General features: G+C 66.7%; 14 protein-coding genes. 8 read left to right on the top strand and 6 right to left on the bottom strand.

The genetic code is table 11. The features are described 5' to 3' along the window. Positions 1–78: 78 nt before the first annotated feature. The 5 genes from DN387_RS08820 to DN387_RS08800 form a co-directional block, all read right to left on the bottom strand. The gene (locus tag DN387_RS08820; protein WP_043864075.1) at positions 79–1,503 is read right to left on the bottom strand and encodes an efflux transporter outer membrane subunit; all 1,425 of its coding nucleotides are present in this window, start codon (positions 1,501–1,503) and stop codon (positions 79–81) included. After that, on the bottom strand, positions 1,500–4,679 hold the full coding sequence (locus tag DN387_RS08815) for an efflux RND transporter permease subunit (RefSeq protein ID WP_054914324.1): 3,180 nt from the start codon (positions 4,677–4,679) through the stop codon (positions 1,500–1,502). The genes DN387_RS08820 and DN387_RS08815 overlap by 4 nt, the downstream gene beginning before the upstream one ends. 12 nt (positions 4,680–4,691) lie before the next feature. Further along, a complete protein-coding gene (mexE, locus tag DN387_RS08810; RefSeq protein WP_043864073.1) occupies positions 4,692–5,924 on the bottom strand; it encodes a multidrug efflux RND transporter periplasmic adaptor subunit MexE in 1,233 nt (410 codons plus the stop codon). A gap of 201 nt (positions 5,925–6,125) precedes the next feature. Then, positions 6,126–7,439, bottom strand: a complete 1,314-nt coding sequence (locus tag DN387_RS08805) for an MFS transporter (protein ID WP_043864072.1) — start codon at positions 7,437–7,439, stop codon at positions 6,126–6,128. 70 nt (positions 7,440–7,509) lie between these two features. Next, positions 7,510–8,820: an L-fuconate dehydratase gene (locus DN387_RS08800; protein ID WP_043864071.1), complete on the bottom strand. Its 1,311-nt coding sequence runs from the start codon at positions 8,818–8,820 to the stop codon at positions 7,510–7,512. 101 nt (positions 8,821–8,921) lie between these two features. Here DN387_RS08800 and DN387_RS08795 point away from each other — a divergent pair, with 101 nt between their 5' ends. From DN387_RS08795 to DN387_RS08760, 8 genes are all read left to right on the top strand, one after another. After that, positions 8,922–9,869, top strand: coding sequence for a LysR substrate-binding domain-containing protein (locus tag DN387_RS08795; protein ID WP_054914325.1), 948 nt, complete (start codon positions 8,922–8,924; stop codon positions 9,867–9,869). A gap of 38 nt (positions 9,870–9,907) precedes the next feature. After that, the gene (locus DN387_RS08790; RefSeq protein WP_054914326.1) at positions 9,908–10,879 is read left to right on the top strand and encodes a LysR family transcriptional regulator; all 972 of its coding nucleotides are present in this window, start codon (positions 9,908–9,910) and stop codon (positions 10,877–10,879) included. Positions 10,880–11,037: 158 nt separating this feature from the next. Further along, on the top strand, positions 11,038–12,588 hold the full coding sequence (locus DN387_RS08785; RefSeq protein WP_054914327.1) for a UxaA family hydrolase: 1,551 nt from the start codon (positions 11,038–11,040) through the stop codon (positions 12,586–12,588). Positions 12,589–12,618: 30 nt separating this feature from the next. After that, on the top strand, positions 12,619–14,211 hold the full coding sequence (locus DN387_RS08780) for an aldehyde dehydrogenase (NADP(+)) (RefSeq protein ID WP_177332922.1): 1,593 nt from the start codon (positions 12,619–12,621) through the stop codon (positions 14,209–14,211). Beyond that, positions 14,204–15,262: an Ldh family oxidoreductase gene (locus DN387_RS08775; RefSeq protein WP_054914328.1), complete on the top strand. Its 1,059-nt coding sequence runs from the start codon at positions 14,204–14,206 to the stop codon at positions 15,260–15,262. Before DN387_RS08780 ends, DN387_RS08775 begins: the two co-directional genes overlap by 8 nt. A 26-nt stretch (positions 15,263–15,288) precedes the next feature. Continuing rightward, positions 15,289–16,506 carry a fumarylacetoacetate hydrolase family protein gene (locus DN387_RS08770; RefSeq protein ID WP_043864067.1) on the top strand — a complete coding sequence of 406 codons (1,218 nt, stop codon included), beginning with the start codon at positions 15,289–15,291 and terminating at the stop codon, positions 16,504–16,506. Positions 16,507–16,592: 86 nt separating this feature from the next. Then, on the top strand, positions 16,593–17,906 hold the full coding sequence (locus DN387_RS08765) for an MFS transporter (RefSeq protein WP_054914329.1): 1,314 nt from the start codon (positions 16,593–16,595) through the stop codon (positions 17,904–17,906). Between the two features lie 171 nt (positions 17,907–18,077). After that, on the top strand, positions 18,078–18,458 hold the full coding sequence (locus DN387_RS08760) for a hypothetical protein (RefSeq protein WP_043864065.1): 381 nt from the start codon (positions 18,078–18,080) through the stop codon (positions 18,456–18,458). 46 nt (positions 18,459–18,504) lie between these two features. Here the strand turns inward: DN387_RS08760 and DN387_RS08755 are convergent, their stop codons facing one another. Then, positions 18,505–19,725, bottom strand: a complete 1,221-nt coding sequence (locus tag DN387_RS08755) for a zinc-dependent alcohol dehydrogenase (RefSeq protein WP_054914330.1) — start codon at positions 19,723–19,725, stop codon at positions 18,505–18,507. Positions 19,726–19,786 lie beyond the last annotated feature (61 nt).

The raw sequence follows: 19,786 nt of genomic DNA, 5'->3' as shown, positions 1-19,786 counted from the left end.
TGCGTTCAGGCCACAAAAAAAAGCCCCGCCAATGGCGGGGCAAAGTGGTCGGTGCTAACCAACCAAAGGAGCTCTGAATCAGTTCGCCGCAGCCACGCTGTCGGTCTGCCAGCCACCACCGAGTGCCTTGTAGATCGCCACGATCCCGCGATACAGGTCCACCTCGCCCAACGCCTGCGCGTCCTCGGCAGTAAGCCGTTCACGCTCGGCATCCAGCAGCACCAGGTAATCCACCGTACCTTCACGGTAACGAATCGACGCCAGGTCCGCGGCCTTGCGGCTCGCCTCGCTCTGGCGCAGCAGCGCCATCAGCCGTTGCTGACGCTTGGCGTAATCGCTGAACGCATTCTCCGACTCTTCCAACGCCAGCAGCACCTGCTGCTCATAGGTCGCCAACGCACCCTCGGCCTCGGCATTCGCGCCGCGCAGACGCGCCCGCACACTGCCCAGGTCGAACGCCGCCCAGGTGATGCTCGGGCCCAGTGCCCACGCCTGCGCCGCACTCGACCCCAACTGCGAACCACGCCCTGCGGTAAAGCCCAGGAAGCCGCTCAGGCTCACCCGCGGGAACAGGTCGGCCGTGGCCACCCCAACATTCGCCGTGGCCGCCGCCAGCTGGCGCTCGGCACTGCGCACATCCGGGCGACGCTTGAGCAGTTCGCCCGGGTCGCCAATCGGCAGGGCCTTGGCAATCGCCGGCAACTGCGCCGGCGACAGGTCGACACTCAACGCATCCGGCCGCTGCCCCAGCAAGGTGGCGATGCGGTTGCGCGCACGCACCTGCTCGGCCTGCAGCTGCGGCACGCTGGCCTCTACCGCCGCCAGGCGCGCATCGGCGCGCACCACGTCCAGTTCGTTGCCAACCCCCGCATCACGCAGGGTTTCGGTAATGCCGCGCGAATCCTGCTGGGTCTTGAGGTTGGCCAGGGCTATCTTCTCGCGCAACTGCGCACCGCGCAGTTGTCCATAAGCATCAACCAGCTCGGCAATCAGGCTCACCTGCAATTGTTGCAGGTCGGCCTGGGCCGCGGCCTCCTGCGCCTCGCTGGCTTCCAGCTGGCGCTGAATGCGGCCGAACAGGTCAAGCTCCCAGGCCATGTCCAGGCCCAGGTCGTAGCGCTCGCTGTTGACCCGGCGGTCGGTCTGGCCAGGTATCTGACCCTTGCCCAGGTCGCTGCTGGCGCGGCTGGTGACGGTGGGCAGCGCATCGTTGCTCACATCGTCACGGATCGCCCGCGCCGCCTTCAGGCGCGCAAACGCCACGCGCAGCTCGCGGTTGTCGGCCAGCGACTGGCTCACCAGCTGGTTGAGGACCGGGTCGTCGAACTGACGCCACCAGATCGCATCGAAGCGGGTGCGGTCGAAGGCCGCCTTGGCCTCCTGCGCATCGGCCGCCGCCAGGTGCGCGGCGTCGGTGTGCGGGGCCTGGTAGTCCGGGCCGACCGCACAGGCGGCCAGGGCCAGCACCAGCAGGCTCGGTGCCCACAGTTTCAAGTGGTTCATGCCTGGTTCTCCAGCTGCAGCTGGCGGGCCGCCTTGCGGGCCTCGCTGCGCTCTACATAACGACGGATCAACACAAAGAACACCGGGGTCAGCAACAGGCCGAAAATCGTCACCCCGATCATCCCGGAGAACACCGCCACACCCATGGCATGGCGCATTTCGGCGCCGGCCCCGGAGGAGAACACCAGCGGCACCACACCCATGATGAAGGCGAACGAGGTCATCAGGATCGGGCGCAGCCGCAGCCGGCAGGCTTCCAGCACCGCAGCCAGCGGGTCGAGCCCTTCGGCCTGCTTGTCCTTGGCGAACTCGACGATAAGAATCGCGTTCTTGCACGCCAGCCCCACCAGTACGATCAGGCCGATCTGGGTGAAGATGTTGTTGTCGCCACCGGACAGGATCACCCCGGTAATGGCCGACAGCAGGGTCATCGGCACGATCAGGATCACCGCCAGCGGCAGGCTCCAGCTCTCGTACTGGGCAGCCAGTACCAGGAACGCCAGCAGCACGCACAGCGGGAACACGAACAGCGCGGTGTTGCCGGCCAGGATCTGCTGATAGGTCAGCTCGGTCCATTCGAAGGTCATGCCGTTGGGCAGCTCTTCCTTGAGCAGTTTTGCCATGGCCTGTTCGGCCTGGCCGGAGCTGTAGCCGGGTGCTGCGCCACCGTTGATCTCGGCGGTGATGAAGCCGTTGTAGTGCATCACGCGGTCCGGCCCGGAGGTGTCGCTGACCTTGATGAAGGTCGCCAGCGGGATCATCTCGCCCTGGTTGTTGCGCACCTTGAGCTGGCCGATCTGCTCGGCATCCAGGCGGAACTGCTGCTCGGCCTGCACGTTGACCTGGTAGGTACGGCCAAAGCGGTTGAAGTCGTTGGCGTACAGCGAGCCCAGGTAGATCTGCAGGGTGTCGAAGATATCGTTGATCGCCACACCGTGGGTCTTGGCCTTCTCACGGTCGATGGCGGCATCCACCTGCGGCACATTCACCTGGTAGCTGGTGAACAGCCCGGCCAGCTCCGGCACGTTGTGGCTCTTGGCGATGATGTTCTGGGTTTCCTTGTACAGCGCCTCGTAGCCCAGGTTGCCACGGTCTTCGATCTGCAGGCGGAAACCGCCGATGGTACCCAGCCCCTGAACCGGCGGTGGCGGGAAGATCGCGATGTAGGCTTCCTGGATGTCGGCGTACTGCGCGTTCAACGTGGCGGCAATCGCCGCGGCCGACTGGCTGGGGTCCTTGCGCTGGTCGAACGACTTGAGTGCGACGAACACGATGCCGCTGTTGGGGCTGTTGGTGAACCCGTTGATCGACAGGCCCGGGAAGGCGATGGAGTCGGCCACACCCGGTTGCTTGAGGGCGAACTCGCTCATCTTCTTGATGACCGATTCGGTGCGGTCAAGGCTGGCCGCATCCGGCAGTTGCGCGAAGGCCACCAGGTACTGCTTGTCCTGGGCGGGCACGAAACCGGTCGGGGTGGCGGCAAAGCCCATCCAGGTCAGCACCATCAGCCCGGCGTACACGAACAGGGCGATGCCGCTGCTGCGGATCACGCGGCCCACGGTGCCCACGTAGCCATGGCTGGCACGCTCGAAGAAGCGGTTGAACGGCTTGAACAGCCAGCCGCCGAGCAGGCGGTCGAGCAGTTTCGAGAAGCGGTCCTTGGGGGCGTGATGGCCCTTGAGCAACACCGCAGCCAGCGCCGGCGACAGGGTCAGCGAGTTGAACGCCGAGATCACCGTGGAAATCGCGATGGTCAAGGCGAACTGCTTGTAGAACTGCCCGGTCAGGCCGGAGATGAACGCCGCCGGGATGAACACCGCGCACAGCACCAGCGCGGTGGCGATGATCGGCCCGGTCACTTCGCTCATGGCGCGCTTGGTCGCCTCCAGCGGGTTGAGCCCCAGCTCGATGTTGCGCTCCACGTTCTCCACCACCACGATGGCGTCGTCCACCACGATACCGATGGCCAGCACCAGCCCGAACAGCGACAGCGCGTTGAGCGAGAAGCCGAACAGGTGCATCACCGCAAAGGTGCCGATCAGCGAGACCGGTACCGCCACCAGCGGGATGATCGAGGCGCGCCAGGTCTGCAGGAACAGGATCACCACCAGCACCACCAGGATCAGCGCCTCGAACAGGGTGTGCACCACCGCTTCGATCGAGCCGCGCACGAACACGGTGGGGTCATAGACGATGCTGTAGTCCATGCCCTCGGGGAAGTCCTTCTTCAGCTCGGCCATCTTGGCGCGTACTTCGTCGGAGATCTCGATGGCGTTGGAGCCAGGGCGCTGGAAGATCGGGATCGCCACCGCCGGCTGATTGTTGAGCAGCGAACGCAGGGCGTACTGGCTGGAGCCCAGCTCCACCCGGGCGATGTCCTTGAGGCGGGTGATTTCACCGTCGGCGCCGGAGCGGATGATGATGTTCTCGAATTCCTCTTCGCTCACCAGGCGGCCCTGGGTGTTGACCGACAGCTGGAAGCTGGTGGCCCCGGGGGCGGGCGGCGAACCGAGCTGGCCGGCGGCCACCTGGCGGTTCTGCTCGCGAATGGCAGCCACCACGTCGCTGGCAGTCAGGTTGCGCGAGGCGGTCTTGTTCGGGTCCAGCCACACGCGCAGCGAGTAGTCGCCCATGCCGAACAGCTGCACGTCACCCACGCCACCCAGGCGAGCCAGCTCGTCCTTGATGTTGAGGATCGCGTAGTTGGACAGGTAGAGCATGTCGTAGCGGTTATCCGGCGAGGTCAGGTGCACCACCATGGTCAGGTCGGGCGAGGCCTTGTCGACGGTGATACCGATACGCGTGACTTCCTCGGGCAGCTTGGGCTGTGTGCGGGTCACACGGTTCTGCACCTGCACCTGCGCGTTGTCCAGGTCGGTGCCCAGGGCGAAGGTGATGGTCAGGGTGATCTTGCCGTCGGCGGTGGACTGCGAGGACATGTACAGCATGTTCTCGACACCGGTGATGGCCTGCTCGAGCGGCGCGGCCACGGTTTCGCCGATCACCTTGGGGTTGGCACCGGGGAAGTTGGCGCGCACCACCACGGTGGGCGGTACCACCTCGGGGTATTCGCTGATCGGCAGCTGGAACAGCGAGATGCTGCCGGCGATCAGGATCAGCAGCGACAGCACGGCGGCGAAGATCGGCCGGGTAATGAAGAACTGGGAAAAATTCATCGGTCTGGTCCCTTAACCGCGTGGTGCCGCGGCACTGGCGAGCTTGACCGTGACCGGCTTGCTCGGGGTGCTGGCTTCCAGGGCCTGGCGTTGCTGGGCGAGGGCGGCGAGGGTGGTGTCGCTGGCCATCGGGGTTTCTTCAGGGCTGACCGGCGAGCCAGGGCGTACACGCTGCAGGCCCTTGACCACGATGCGGTCTTCCTTGCTCAGGCCGCTGCGCACGATACGCAGGCCTTCGAGTTTGGGGCCCAGCTCCACGGCGCGGTAATCGGCCTTGTTGTCCTTGTCCATCACCAGCACGAACTTCTTGCCCAGGTCGGTGCCCACGGCCTCGTCGTTGATCAGCACGGCCGAATAGGTGGCGCTGCCGACCAGTTTCAGGCGTGCGTACAGCCCGGGGGTGAACTGGCCGTCGCTGTTGTCGAACACCGCGCGACCGCGAATAGTGCCGGTCTTGGGGTTGACCTGGTTGTCGACGAAGTTCATCTGGCCCAGGTGCGGGTTGCCGGTTTCGTTGGACAGGCCCAGGTACACCGGGGTGCTCTGGCCGCGCTGGCCGTCGCGGGCCAGCTGGGTGTACTTGAGGTACACGCGCTCGTCGGCGTCGAAGTAGGCGTAGACCTTGTCGGTGGACACCACGCTGGTGAGCGCGGTGACATCGGCGGTGACGATGTTGCCGGCGGTGAACTCGGCGCGGCTGACACGGCCGCTGATGGGCGCGGTCACGCGGGTGAAGCTCAGGTTCAGCCTGGCCAGGTCCAGCTGCGCCTGGATCGCGGCCACCCCGGCGCGGGCTTCGGCGGCGGCACTGGTGCGCGACTCGGCGAGTTCGGCGGAAATCGCGTTGCTGCTGCGCAGGCGCTCGCCGCGCTGGGCTTCGGTCTGGCTGCGGGTGGCGGTGGCGCGGGCTTGTTGCAGTTGGGCTTCAAGTTGGCGTACCTGAGCCTGGAACGGGCGCGGATCGATCTGGAACAGCAGGTCGCCTTTCTTGACCTGGGCACCTTCGGTGAAGGCTACCTGGTCGATCTGGCCGGACACGCGCGGGCGTACTTCGACGGTTTCGGGGGCTTCGAGGCGGCCGGTGAACTCGTCCCATTCGTTGATGGGCTGCTCCAGCACCTTGGCCACCGTGACTTTCGGCGCACCGGGCGCTTGCGGGGCCTCCGGGGTACGACCACAGGCACTCATCACCACCAGTGCCAGGGCAGCAAGGGGATAGCGCAAGGGTTTGAGTGAGTGTTCCATGGATAGATCCGCCAATGTATTGAGAGTGGGCGGATTCTGCGATTTGTAACTATTAACAACGAATCGAATGGGGCGAAGGTAACTATCATTCGGAATGATATGAACGCCATCGCGGGTCAAGCCCGCTCCTACACGGACCGCGATGATCCTTGTGGGAGCGGGCTTGACCCGCGATGCAGGCAGCGCCGATTCGAGATGGGCTCAGGCCTGAGCCTTCTCCTCCTGCCCCTGACGCAACCGCGTGCTGATCAGCGCCGCCAGCACCAGCAGGCCGGCGATCACCCACAGCCCGTTGCGCGTGCTGCCGGTGGTCTGCTCGATCAACCCCATCACCGACGGCCCGACGAACCCGCCGAACAGCCCGCACATGGTCACGAACGCCAGCCCCGCCGCCAGTGCACTGCCGCTCAGGCGGCTGGACGGGAACACGAAGATGATCGATTGCACCACGAACAGCATCAGCGCCGTCAGCGAAAAGCCCACCAGCCCGATGAACGAGTTGGAGAACGAGGCAATCACCAGCCCCGCCGCCATGGTCAGCAAGCCGAAGAACATGATCATCCGGCAGCGGGTGGGGGTGGTGGCCAGGCGCGGGAAGGTCGCGGCGCCAATGGCGGCGGCAATCCACGGTACCGAGGTCAGCAGGCCGATCTGGAACGGCGACAGGTTGCCATAGGTGCCGATGATGCCCGGCAGAAAGAAGATCACCGTGTAGATGGTGATCTGGTGCACGAAGTACACCGCGATCGCCAGCCAGATCTGCTTGTCGCGAAACATCTGGCTCAGGCGGGTCTGTGGCGGCGCGGCGGCTTTTTCGGCGCTCAGGCGCTGCTCGATGTCGCGCTTGTCGGCCTCCGACAGCCATTTGGCCGAGGCCGGCCCGTCAGGCAGTTTCTTCCACACCACATACGCCAGCGCCACTGCCGGCAGGCCTTCGATCACGAACAGCCACTGCCAGCCATGCCAGCCCAGCAAACCGTCCATCTGCAGCAACGCACCGCCCAGCGGCCCGCTGAGGATGTTGGCCAGGCACACGCCCAGCAGAAAGTAACCGGTGGCGCGTGCCCGCTGTTCGCGGTCGAACCAGTAGGTCAGGTACAGCATCACCCCCGGGAACAGCCCGGCCTCGGCCACGCCCAGCAGCAGGCGCATGATGTAGAACGAGGTCTCGCCCTGCACGAACGCCATGCCTGCCGACAGCAGGCCCCAGGTGATCATGATGCGGGTGATCCAGAAACGTGCGCCCACCCGGTGCATGATCAGGTTGCTTGGCACCTCGGCCAGCGCGTAGGTCAGAAAGAACAGCCCGGCGCCCAGGCCGTAGGCAGCGGCCGACAGCCCCAGGTCGATGCCCATGCTGGCCTTGGCCAGGGCAATGTTGGTGCGGTCCAGAAAGCTCATCACGTAGACGATGACCAGCAGCGGCAGCAGTTTGCGCAGCAGCAGGCTGTTCAGGCGTTGTTCGGCAGGCACGGCGGGCGCGGCCGCCGCTGTCGCGGTATTGAGGATTGTCATTATTGTTAACCCCGGTATTGATGGTGCGGCCCGCCGACGCGCAGGGCGCGGCGGCGGGCTTGGGTGTCGATCAGGTGCGGGCGATGTCCAGCCACACCGGGCCGTTCGGGTACTGGTAGCGCTCCAGGGTGTCGGCGTGCATCTCGATGCTGTAGCCGGGGCGCAGTGGTGGCATGTAGCGGCCGCGGCGGATCACCACCGGGTCGATGAAGTGCTCGTGCAGGTGGTCGACGTATTCCAGCACGCGGTTGTGCAGCGAGGCCGAAACGCCGATGTAGTCGAACAGCGCGATATTCTGCACGTATTCGCACAAACCCACACCCCCGCCATGCGGGCACACCGGCACGTCGTACTTGGCCGCCATCAGCAGCACGATCAGCACCTCGTTCAGCCCGCCCAGGCGCGCCGCGTCGAGCTGGCAGAAGTCCAGCGCACCGGCCTGGAACATCTGCTTGAACATCACACGGTTGTGGCAGTGCTCGCCGGTGGCCACGCCGATCGGCGCGATGCGCTGGCGAATGGTGGCATGGCCGAGGATGTCGTCGGGGCTGGTCGGCTCCTCGATCCACAGCGGTGCGAAGGCGGCCAGGCGGCGCATGTTCTCGATCGATTCGTCCACGCCCCACACTTGGTTGGCGTCCATCATCAGGGTGCGTTCCCAGCCCAGCTCGTCACGCAGGATACCGGCGCGGCGAATGTCGTCTTCCAGGTTGGCGCCGATTTTCTGCTTCACGTGGGTCCAGCCATCGGCCACGGCCTCGCGGGTCAGCTGGCGCATCTTCTCTTCGCTGTAGCCCAGCCAGCCCGGTGCGGTGGTGTAGCCCGGGTAGCCTTCGCGCAGCATCTGCGCCTCGCGCTCGGCCTTGCCCGGCGCATTGCGGCGCAGCAGGGCGATGGCTTCCTCGGGGGTGATCACGTCGGTGACGTAGCTGAAGTCCAGGCAGCGCACCAGCTGCTCGGGGCTCATGTCGGCCAGCAGCTTCCACACCGGTTTTTCTTCGTGCTTGGCCCACAGGTCCCACACGGCATTGATGATGGCGGCGGTGGCGAGGTGGATCACGCCTTTTTCCGGGCCCAGCCAGCGCAGCTGGCTGTCGCCCACGGTGAAGTTGTGCCAGAAGGCGCCCATGTCGGCGGTGATCTCTTCCAGGGTCAGGCCCACCACCATCGGTGCCAGCGACTGGATCGCGGCCACGCAGATCTCGTTGCCGCGGCCGATGGTGAAGGTCAGGCCGTGGCCTTCCAGGGGGCTGTCGGTGTGCAGCACCACGTAGGACGCCGAATAGTCCGGTGCGCTGTTCATCGCGTCGGAGCCGTCGAGCGACAGCGAGGTAGGGAAACGGATATCGCGAACGCTCAGGTGGGTAATTCGAATGCTCATGGCGGGCTCTTGTTCTCGGTGACCACTTGGAGACCCGACTGTAGGTTGCCGAGCGATACGTGCATAATCGCGGTTTCCTAACCAGGGATACCGAATTCGATATGTCTGCGAGCCCTGAAGCCGATCCGCTGCTGCCACGCAGCCTTGGCGCGCTGAAAATTTCCAGCCGCCAGATCACCTTGCTCAACGCCCTGGGCGAGTTCGGCAACCTGCGCCGCGCCGCAGCGGCCATGCACACCACCCAACCGGCGGCGAGCCTGCTGTTGCAGCAGTTGGAGGAACGCCTGGGCGTGCGCCTGTTCGAGCGCCTGCCCCGGGGCATGCAGCCCACCCTGTATGGCGAGGTGATGATCCGCTATGCCCAGGGCGCGCTGCACGAGTTCGAGCACGCCCAGGCGCAGATCGCCGAACTGGCCCGCGGTGCCATGGGCCTGGTGCGGGTGGGCACGGTGATGGGCCCGGTGCCGCGCCTGCTGACCGGCGCGGTGCTGGCCTACAAGCGCGACCACCCCAAGGTGCGCATCAGCATCGAGGTGGGCACCAGCGACACCTTGCTGCCGGCGCTGCTGCGCGGCGACTTCGACGTGGTGCTCGGGCGCCTGCCCGACCAGGGTGACAGCCAGGACCTGGACATCGAGCTGTTCGACATCGGCGAGCAGATGCGCGTGATCGCCAGGGCAGGGCACCCGCTGGCCGGCGCCGCGGCGCTGCAACTGGCCGACCTGGTCAGCCTCACCTGGATCCTGCACCCGCTCGGCAGCCCCATGCGCCGGCGCGTGGAAAGCGCGCTGCAGGCCGGCGGCATGGTGCAGTCGCTGGACATCGTCGAGACCGCCTCGATCCTGGCCACCACCGCCATGCTCGAAGCCTCCGACATGATCGCGGTGGTGCCCAACGACGTGGCCGAGCATTATGCGCGCTATGGCATGGTCGCCATCCTGCCGGTGGAGCTGCCCATCAGCATGGTCAACCTGGGCCTGCTGACCCTGCGTTCGCGCCCACGCTCGGTGGCGCTGAACACCCTGCTGCATTACCTGCGGGCGCAATGACATGACCTGCGCCGCCACCTTCAGGAGGCACTGAGCCGATGCCCTCGGACATTACCCATTCCAGCTTCTGCAACTGGGTGCGCTTCAAGCACCTGGTGCTGATCGACACCCTGGCGCGCACGCGCAACATGCACGCCACCGCCTCGCGCATGAACCTCAGCCAGCCGGCCCTGAGCAAGATGCTGCGCGACCTCGAGGAGCAGTTCGGCTTTGCCCTGTTCGAACGCCTGCCGCGCAGCATGCCGCCCACCGAGCTGGGCGAGTACGTGGTGCGCTATGCGCAGAACGCGCTGGCCGACTCGCACACCTTCGTCGACCAGGTCAATCGCCTGCGCAAGGGCGGGCACGGCTTCATCAAGGTGGGCGGCATCTTCGCCGCCACCTCGGTGGTGCTGCCCCAGGCCATTGCCGCGATCAAGGCGCGCAGCCCGCTGCTGTCGATAGAAGTGGTGGAGCAGTCCAGCGACTACCTGCTGGCGATGCTCGAACAGAACAAGCTCGACCTGATGATCGGGCGCTTCACCGAACCGCGCTTCGCCCAGTTGTTCGACTTCCAGGCACTGGAGCCCGAGCCCTTCTGCCTGGTGGTCAACAGCAGCCACCCGCTCAACCAGCTCGAGGTCACGCCGCTGGAGGCCCTGGGCGACTGGCCGTGGGTGCTGTACCCGGTCGGCACGCCGATCCGCGACCGCCTGGAGCGGGCGTTTCGCGCTGCCAACATCGCCACCCCCGCCGACAGCGTGGATACCATCTCGATGCCGATGTTCCTGCAACTGCTGCAGTCGGGGCCGATGATCGCCATGCTGCCGCGCTCGATGGTGGCGGCGCAGCTGGCCAGCGGTCAGTTTCGCGAGCTGCAGACCCCGCTGCACCTGGCACCGCTGGAGTACGGCATCATCACCCGCAAGGACCAGCCGCTGACCGGCTCGGCGCAGGTGTTCGCCGATATCCTGCTGGACTTCGCCCGCCAGCGCCGTCAGGCCGAGGGTCATAAAACGATCTATAAATGAAACGAGAATTCGCACTTCGATAACCCAGGGTTATCGCTTGATCGGATCATCTCATTGGGAATACGCCGGCCGGCTCCTTACAGTTGGTGCAGATTCGCCCGCACAAGACGGGCGTGATGCCATAACAAGAAGCTTGCCGTAGCGCCCTGAGAGGTCCCATGCACCTGATTGCCAGAACCCGCAGCAGCGAAGACCCTGCGGTCATCCGCCTCAACCCGCTGGACAACGTGCTGATTGCCCGCCAGGTGCTGCCCGAGGGCCTGCACCTGGACGCCGAGGCGGTCACCGTGCGCCAGTCGATCCCTTCGGGGCACAAGGTGGCCAGCCAGCGCGTGGAGCAGGGCGAGGCGCTGCGCCGCTATGGCCAGATCATCGGCTTTGCCTCGCAGCCCATCGAGGCCGGCGAACACGTGCATGTGCACAACGTGGAGATGGGCGACTTCGCCCGTGACTACGCCTTTGGCGAAGACGCCCACAGCGTGCCGGCCAGGGCAGCCTTCTTCGAAGGCATCGTGCGTGCCGACGGGCGGGTGGCCACCCGCAACTACGTGGGCATCCTGACCTCGGTGAACTGCTCGGCGACCGTTGCCCGTGCCGTGGCCGACCATTTTCGCCGCGATATCCACCCCGAGGCGCTGGCCGACTACCCCAACGTCGATGGCGTGGTGGCCCTGACCCACGGTGCCGGTTGCGCGGTCGATCCCAGCGGCGAAGCCCTGGGCCTGCTGCGCCGCACCCTGGGCGGCTATGCCGTGCACCCCAACTTCGCCGCCGTGCTGATCATCGGCCTGGGCTGCGAGACCAACCAGATCGAAAGCCTGATGCAGACCCAGGGGCTGACCGCCGGCGCCCAGTTGCGCGCGTTCACCATCCAGGGCATTGGCGGCACCTCCAAGACCATCGCCGCCGGTATCGAGCAGGTCAAGGCGCTGCTGGCCGACGCCAACCAGGTGCGCCGCGAGCCGGTCAGCGCCCGGCACCTGATCGTGGGCCTGCAATGCGGCGGTTCCGACGGCTATTCGGGCATCACCGCCAACCCCGCGCTGGGCAATGCGGTAGACCGCCTGGTGGCTGCGGGCGGCACCGCGATCCTGTCCGAAACCCCTGAAATCTACGGCGCCGAGCACCTGCTGACGCGCCGTGCGGTCAGCCGCGAAGTGGGCGAGAAGCTGATCGCGCGCATCCACTGGTGGGAAGACTACTGCCAGCGCATGAACGCCGAGCTCAACAACAACCCCTCGGCCGGCAACAAGGCCGGTGGCCTCACCACCATTCTCGAAAAATCCCTGGGCGCCGTGGCCAAGGCCGGCTCCAGCAACCTGGTGGACGTGTACCAGTACGCCGAGGCCGTGCGCGCCAAGGGGCTGGTGTTCATGGACACCCCCGGCTACGACCCGGTGTCGGCCACCGGCCAGGTCGCCGGCGGCGCCAACCTGATCGCCTTCACCACCGGTCGCGGTTCGGCCTACGGCTGCGCCCCGGCGCCGTCGATCAAGCTGGCCACCAACAACCGGGTGTTCGAGCACCAGGAAGAAGACATGGACGTGAACTGCGGCGGCATTGCCGACGGTTCCACCAGCATTGAAGAACGCGGCGCCTACATCTTCGAACAGATGCTGCGCATCGCATCGGGCCAGCGCAGCAAGAGCGAGCAACACGGCTACGGGCAGAACGAGTTCGTGCCGTGGCAGATCGGCGCCGTGACCTGATTGACCTTTCCGCACCCTTACAGAGGCGAAATGCACATGAGCTTTTCCGGACACAACTTCATCGCAGGCCAGCGCAGCGCCCTGGGCGACACCCTGGTCTACAGCGTCGACGCCCACACCGGCGAACGCCTGCCGGGCGGTTTCCACCAGGCCACCCTGGGCGAAGTCGACAGCGCCGTTGCCGGTGCCAGCGCGGCCTTCCCGTTGTTTCGCAGCCTGCCGGCCGTGCGCCGGGCCGAATTTCTCGACGCCATTGCCGATGAACTCGACGCCCTGGGCGAGGACTTCGTGGCGCTGACCTGCCGCGAAACCGCGCTGCCAAGCGCACGCATCCAGGGGGAGCGCGGTCGCACCAGCGGCCAGATGCGCCTGTTCGCCAAGGTGCTGCGCCGTGGCGACTTCTACGGTGCGCGCATCGACCAGGCGCTGCCCGAGCGCACGCCGCTGCCACGTCCGGACCTGCGCCAGTACCGCATCGGCGTGGGCCCGGTGGCGGTGTTCGGCGCCAGCAACTTCCCGCTGGCATTCTCCACCGCTGGCGGCGACACCGCCGCAGCGCTGGCAGCCGGTTGCCCGGTGGTGTTCAAGGCCCACAGTGGCCACATGGCCACTGCCGAGCGCGTGGCTGAAGCACTGCTGCGTGCGGCCGACAAAACCGGCATGCCGGCCGGCGTGTTCAACATGATCTTCGGTGGCGGTGTGGGCGAGGCGCTGGTCAAGCACCCCGGCATCCAGGCCGTGGGCTTCACCGGTTCGCTCAAGGGCGGCCGTGCCCTGTGCGACATGGCGGCGGCGCGGCCGCAGCCGATCCCGGTGTTTGCCGAGATGTCGAGCATCAACCCGGTACTGGCGCTGCCGCAGGCACTGGCCAGCCGTGGTGCGCAGATGGCCAGGGAACTGGCCGCCTCGGTGGTGCAGGGCTGTGGCCAGTTCTGTACCAACCCGGGCCTGGTGCTGGGCATCCGCTCGCCGGCCTTCACCACCTTCATCGAGCAACTGGGCGGCCACCTGGCCGAACAGGCGCCGCAGACCATGCTCAACGCCGGCACCCTGGCCAGCTATGGCAAGGGCCTGCAGGCACTGCTGGCGCACCCCGGCATCCAGCACCTGAGCGGCCAGGCACAAGCCGGCAACCAGGCCCAGGCGCAGCTGTTCGGCGCCGATGTCAGCCTGCTGCTGGAACACGACGAACTGCTGCAGGAAGAGGTGTTCGGCCCCTGCACCATCGTGATCCAGGTGGCCGACGACGCCGAGCTGCTGCGCGCCGTCAGCGCCCTGCGTGGCCAGCTCACTGCCACGCTGCTGGCCGACGGTGACGACCTGCCGGCCTTCGCCCAGCTGTTCGGCGTGCTCGAAGACAAGGTCGGCCGCGTGCTGGTCAACGGCTACCCCACCGGTGTGGAGGTGTGTGACGCGATGGTGCACGGCGGCCCGTACCCGGCCACCTCCGATGCCCGCGGCACCTCGGTCGGCACCCTGGCCATCGACCGCTTCCTGCGCCCGGTGTGCTACCAGAACGTGCCCGACGCGTTGCTGCCGGATGCCCTGAAGGACGCCAACCCGCTGGGTATCCAGCGCCTGGTCGATGGCCAGTACAGTCGCCAGGGCCTGAGCGATGTCTGAAGCCCGGCGCTACGACACGGCCACGCTGACCCGGTTCGTCGAACAGTTGTTCGAGGGTGCCGGGGCCGACGCCGAGGTGGCCCGGGTGGTGACCCGCGTGCTGCTCGAGGGCGAGCTGCTGGGGCACCGCACCCACGGCCTGAACCTGGTCAGCCGCTATGTCGGTGGCGTACAGCGCGGTGAGGTCAAGGCACGTGCCGCCGACCTCGAACACCTGCAGGGCAGCGGCATCGCCACGCTGTTCGACGGCCACTACGTGCTCGGGCCGTACTGCGTGGAGCGTGCCCTGGCATGCGCCGCGCAGGGTGCCCAGGCGCAGGGTATCGGCATCTCGGTGGTGCGCCGTGCCTCGCACATCGGCTGCCTGGCGGCCTACCTCAAGCCCTACACCGACCGTGGCCTGGTGGCCCTGCTGTATTCCTCCGACCCGTCGGTGGGGCTGGTGTGCGCCCAGGGCGGCATCGACCCGATCTACACCCCCAACCCGATTGCAGCGGGTATTCCGACCCAGGGCGAGCCGATCCTGCTGGATGTGAGCATGTCCAGCGTCACCCTCGGCCTGGTGGGCCAGTGCCGCGATGCCGGCACCACCTTGCCCCACGCCGTGCTGATGAGTAACGACGGCACGCCGAGCAACGACCCGCGCGACTTCTTCACCACGCCCCAGGGCAGCCTGCTGCCATTGGGCGGGCAGGCCTTCGGGCACAAGGGCTTTGCCCTGGCCCTGCTGGTCGAGGCGCTGACCTCGGGCCTGGCCGGGCACGGGCGCAAGGACGCGCCGCAGCAGTGGGGCGCCTCGGCCACCGCAGTGGTGATCGACCCGCGCTTCTTCGGCGGGCTTGAGGCCTTTACCGCCGAGAGCAGCTTCCTTGGCCAGTTGGTGCTGGCCAGCCGTCCGCTCGACCCGCAGCGCCCGGTGCGCCTGCCGGGCCAGGCCGGGCTGAAACTGCGCGAGCAGGCGTTGCGCGAAGGCCTGGGCCTGTCGCCGGCGGTGCTCGATGCGCTGAACCAGACCGCTGCGCAGTTGCAACTTGCGCCGCTTTCGCAATGACCGACCACCACAACAAGAGTGCACACATGACCAACCATAACCAGGCGCACGCGCCTCTCGCACTGAGCAACGATCTCGCCGTGTTCGCCACCGGCAGCTGGGTAGGGCGGGTGTGGCTGCCCGAGCAGGGCCCGGCCGTGGTGCTGGTCAGGGCGGGCGCGGTGCATGACATCAGTGCCCATGTGGCCACCGTCTCGGCCCTGCTCGAACAACCCGACCCGGCCGCCTACCTGCGCGCACTGCCGCTGGGCGAGGCGTTGATCGAGCTGCCCGCGCTGCTGGCCAACAGCGACCCGCAGCAGCGCGATGCGCGCCTGCCATGGTTGCTGGCCCCCATCGACCTGCAGGCGGTCAAGGCCGCCGGCGTGACCTTCGCCGCCAGCCTGCTGGAGCGTGTGGTCGAAGAGCAGGCCAAGGGCGACCCGGCCAAGGCCGACGCGATTCGCGACACCCTGGTCAGCCGTATCGGCGCCGACCTGTCGCGTATCGTGCCCGGCTCGGCCCAGGCCGAAGAACTGCGCGTGCTGCTGGTGGAGCAGGGCATGTGGTCGCAGTACCTGGAAGTGGGCATCGGCCCGGACGCCGAAGTGTTCACCAAGGCCCAGCCGTTGTCGGCGGTCGGCCACGGCGCCGATATCGGCCTGCACCCCAAGTCCAGCTGGAACAACCCCGAGCCCGAGGTGGTGTTGGCGGTGTCGAGCAACGGCACCATCCACGGCGCCATGCTGGGCAACGACGTGAACCTGCGCGACTTCGAAGGGCGCAGCGCGCTGCTGCTGTCCAAGGCCAAGGACAACAACGCCTCGACCGCCCTCGGCCCGCTGCTGCGCCTGTTCGACGAGACCTTCAGCCTGGAGGACGTGCGCGCCGCCGAAGTCGACCTGCGCGTCGAAGGCCGGGATGGCTTCGTGCTGCAGGGGCGCAGCTCGATGCGCCAGATCAGCCGCGACCCGGTCGACCTGGTGCAGCAGACCCTCAACGAGAACCACCAGTACCCCGACGGCCTGGTGCTGTTTCTGGGTACCCTGTTCGCGCCCAAGCAGGACCGTGACCAGCCCGGCAGCGGTTTCACCCACAAGCTGGGCGATGTGGTCACCATCAGCAACCCGCTGCTGGGCAGCCTGTGCAACCGCGTGACCACCAGCGACCAGGCGCCACAATGGGCATTCGGCCTGCGTGCGCTGATCGAAAGCCTGAGCCGTCGTGGCTTGCTGGAGGTGGCAGTGACTGCACGCCAGCCCTGAGCGGGCGTGCGTATTCCAGGGATGACGTGTGGATGAAGGATCGCCTCGGCGTTTGACGCTGCAACAACAATAATAAAGGCCATCAGATGAACGCACTGAAGAAGTACCAACGCATCACCGTCGTGTTTCTGCTGTTGATCGGCATCGTCAACTACCTGGACCGCAGCGCGCTGTCGATTGCCAACACCTCGATCCAGCGCGACATGCTCATCAGCCCTTCGCAGATGGGCATCCTGCTGTCGGCCTTCTCCGTGGCCTACGCCTTTGCGCAGTTGCCACTGGGCCTGATCATCGACCGCCTGGGCAGCAAGATCGCCCTGGGCGCCTCGTTGCTGGCCTGGTCGGTGGCGCAGTCGCTGTGCGGGCTGGTCAACAGCTTTGGCGGCTTCATGGGCCTGCGGGTGCTGCTGGGGATCGGCGAGGCGCCGATGTTCCCCTCGGCGGCCAAGGCGCTGTCGGAATGGTTCGACGCCAACGAGAGGGGCACGCCGACCGGCATCGTGTGGTCGTCGACCTGCCTGGGGCCGTGCCTGGCGCCACCGTTGCTGACGCTGTTCATGGTCAACTTCGGCTGGCGCGGGATGTTCATCATCACCGGCGTGATCGGCATCGTGCTGGCGCTGTGCTGGTTGACGTTCTACAAGAGCAAGGCCAGGTACCTGGCGGAACTGGCGGCGCAGGGCCAGGCGCTGCCAAGCGAACAGCCGGCGCCGCGGGCTGACGCGGTGCAGGCGCCCAAGGCGTCGTACTTTGCCGGCTGGCTCGACCTGTTCAAGCACCGCAGCACCTGGGGCGCGGTGCTGGGCTTCATGGGCGTGATCTACATGCTGTGGCTGCACCTGACCTGGCTGCCGGGCTACTTCGAGCGCGAGCACGGGCTGAACCTGTACGACACCGCGTGGGTGGTATCGCTGGCCTATGGTTTCGGCGCGGTGGGCACCATCGTGGCGGGGCGGTTCTGCGACCTGCTGGTACGGCGTGGCATGAGCGTGCTGGCCAGCCGCAAGTTCAGCGTGATCACCGGGCTGGTGCTGGCGGCGCTGTTCACCTTGCCGCTGTCGTATGTGAGCGGGTTGACCGGGTGCGTGATACTGCTGTGCCTGGCGCTGTTCAGCATCAACATGGCCAGTGCCACGGCGTGGATGATCGTCAACACCATCGTCGACAGCCCGCGGGTGGCCTCGTTTGGTTCGATCCAGAACTTTGGCGGCTACATTGCAGGGTCCGTGGCGCCGATCGTGACCGGGTTCAGCATCCAGTATTCGGGCTCGTTCAATACCGCGTTCATGATCAGTGCGGTGGTGGCGCTGTGCTCGGCGCTGGCGTACTTCCTGTTGCTCAAGGCGCCGATCGGCGGGGCGGATGAGCCGGCGGGGCAGATGGCCGGGGCTACCCAGTAGGACAGGTGGCGAGCGCTTCGCGCTCGTTCACTGGCGTGCCAGCGAAGAGGCCGGTGGTCTTCGCTCCTCTGCCATTCATCCACCCAATCGCACCCTGGCGCACGCGCGCCCTCAAACCCCTGAATGGCCCGTGACACGGGCCCGCATTCAACCGGATCGAGGGTGAGCACCATGCCCCAGGGAAGCAAAGCCAAGTACACCGCCGAGCAGAAACGCAAGGCGCAGCACATCGAAGAAAGCTACGAGCAAAAAGGCACGCCCAAAGCCGAGGCCGAGGCGCGTGCCTGGGCCACGGTGAACAAGCAGTCTGGCGGGGGCGAGAAAAAGGGCGGCTCAGGTCGCAGCACCCCGGCCGGCGAAAAGCACGCCGCTGCCTCCGACTCGGCCAAACGCGCCGCCAGCACCCGCGCCGGCCACGCGCGCACCTCCACCACCTCGTTGGCCAGCCAGACCAAGCAAAGCCTGCTCAAGGAGGCGCGCAGCAAGGACATCAAGGGGCGCTCGAGCATGACCAAGGCGCAGCTGATCGAAGCGCTGCACGCCCACCACTGACCCCGCCCGACGCTGACCGGCGAGGCTGCCGGCCAGCGTCACGGGCTCAGGCCACCACGCCGTCGTCGACGATGGCCATCGGCAACTCGATGCTGCTGTCGCCAGGCGTGAGGATGACCTTGCGGCACTCCTGCTCCTTCTTGTCGAAGATCCTGTAGCCCTCGGCCGCCTGCTCCAGCGACAGGCGGTGGGTGATGATGGTTTCCGGCGTGAGCGCGCCGGTTTCGATGTAGCCCAGCAGTTCGGGCAGGTAGCGCTGCACGTGGGTCTGGCCCATGCGAAAGGTCAGGCCCTTGTCGAACGCATCGCCGAACAGGAAGCCGTGGATGAACCCCGAATACACCCCCGGCACACTGACCACACCGCCGCGCCGTGCTGCCGCGATGCACTGGCGCAAGGCCTTGCCGCTGCTGCCCTCGAGCTTGAGCGCGGCCAGCACGGTTTCGGTGGTGCTGCCCTTGGCCTCGAAGCCCACCGCATCGACCACACCATCCACCCCGCGCATGCCCGGGGTCTGGCGGATGATGGTATCGGCCGGGTCGTCGTCATCGTCGAAATTGATCGGGATCACGCCATACGCCTGCTGCGCATAGGCCAGCCGGTAGGGGTGGTGGTCGACCATGAAGATGCGTTCGGCGCCGAGCATCCGCGCCACCGCCGCGCACAGCAGCCCGACCGGCCCCGCGCCGTAGATGGCGAGGCTCGAACCCTGGCCGATCTCGGTGTTCTTCACCGCCTGGAAGGCCGTGGGCAGGATGTCGGACAGAAACAGCACCTTCTCGTCGCTCAGCGTGCCGGGCACGCGGAACGGACCGGTGTTGGCCTTGGGTACGCGCACGTACTCGGCCTGGCCGCCGGGTACGCCACCGTACAGGTGGCTGTAGCCGAACAGCGCTGCGCCAGAGGGGATGAGCTTCTTGTTGAGGATCGCCCCGCGCCCGGTATTGGTGGTCTCGCACGCGGCGAACAGGTCCTGCTGGCAGAAGAAACAGCTGCCGCAGGCAATCACGAACGGGATCACCACGCGATCGCCCGGCTGCACTGCGGTCACCCCGGTGCCGACTTCCTCGACCACGCCCATGAACTCGTGACCGAAGATGTCGCCGTCTTCGACCGCCGGGATCTTGCCGCGGTACAGGTGCAGGTCCGAGCCGCAGATGGCGGTGGCGGTCACCCGCAGGATCAGGTCGTCGGATTCTTCCAGAATGGGGTCGATTACGGTATCGACCCTGACGTCGTGGGCGCCGTGGTAGGTGAGTGCTCTCATGGTCTCTCCAGCTTCGCGTAGGTAGGTGCAACACAGAGGGGCGTGCCCCGGCGCACAGGGC

The sequence above is a fragment of the Pseudomonas sp. FBF18 genome (genome assembly GCF_024261405.1).
Lineage (GTDB): Bacteria > Pseudomonadota > Gammaproteobacteria > Pseudomonadales > Pseudomonadaceae > Aquipseudomonas > Aquipseudomonas palmensis.
This window is presented reverse-complemented; position numbering and strand designations above follow the sequence as displayed.

Excerpts from the sequence above, each read along its gene's own strand:
- mexE (WP_043864073.1), bottom strand. The coding sequence starts at position 5,924 with ATGGAACACTCACTCAAACCCTTGCGCTATCCCCTTGCTGCCCTGGCA.
- DN387_RS08755 (WP_054914330.1), bottom strand. The coding sequence starts at position 19,725 with ATGAGAGCACTCACCTACCACGGCGCCCACGACGTCAGGGTCGATACC.
- DN387_RS08790 (WP_054914326.1), top strand. The coding sequence starts at position 9,908 with ATGCCCTCGGACATTACCCATTCCAGCTTCTGCAACTGGGTGCGCTTC.
- DN387_RS08800 (WP_043864071.1), bottom strand. The coding sequence starts at position 8,820 with ATGAGCATTCGAATTACCCACCTGAGCGTTCGCGATATCCGTTTCCCT.
- DN387_RS08765 (WP_054914329.1), top strand. The coding sequence starts at position 16,593 with ATGAACGCACTGAAGAAGTACCAACGCATCACCGTCGTGTTTCTGCTG.
- DN387_RS08805 (WP_043864072.1), bottom strand. The coding sequence starts at position 7,439 with ATGACAATCCTCAATACCGCGACAGCGGCGGCCGCGCCCGCCGTGCCT.
- DN387_RS08760 (WP_043864065.1), top strand. The coding sequence starts at position 18,078 with ATGCCCCAGGGAAGCAAAGCCAAGTACACCGCCGAGCAGAAACGCAAG.
- DN387_RS08785 (WP_054914327.1), top strand. The coding sequence starts at position 11,038 with ATGCACCTGATTGCCAGAACCCGCAGCAGCGAAGACCCTGCGGTCATC.
- DN387_RS08775 (WP_054914328.1), top strand. The coding sequence starts at position 14,204 with ATGTCTGAAGCCCGGCGCTACGACACGGCCACGCTGACCCGGTTCGTC.
- DN387_RS08770 (WP_043864067.1), top strand. The coding sequence starts at position 15,289 with ATGACCAACCATAACCAGGCGCACGCGCCTCTCGCACTGAGCAACGAT.
- DN387_RS08795 (WP_054914325.1), top strand. The coding sequence starts at position 8,922 with ATGTCTGCGAGCCCTGAAGCCGATCCGCTGCTGCCACGCAGCCTTGGC.
- DN387_RS08780 (WP_177332922.1), top strand. The coding sequence starts at position 12,619 with ATGCACATGAGCTTTTCCGGACACAACTTCATCGCAGGCCAGCGCAGC.
- DN387_RS08815 (WP_054914324.1), bottom strand. The coding sequence starts at position 4,679 with ATGAATTTTTCCCAGTTCTTCATTACCCGGCCGATCTTCGCCGCCGTG.
- DN387_RS08820 (WP_043864075.1), bottom strand. The coding sequence starts at position 1,503 with ATGAACCACTTGAAACTGTGGGCACCGAGCCTGCTGGTGCTGGCCCTG.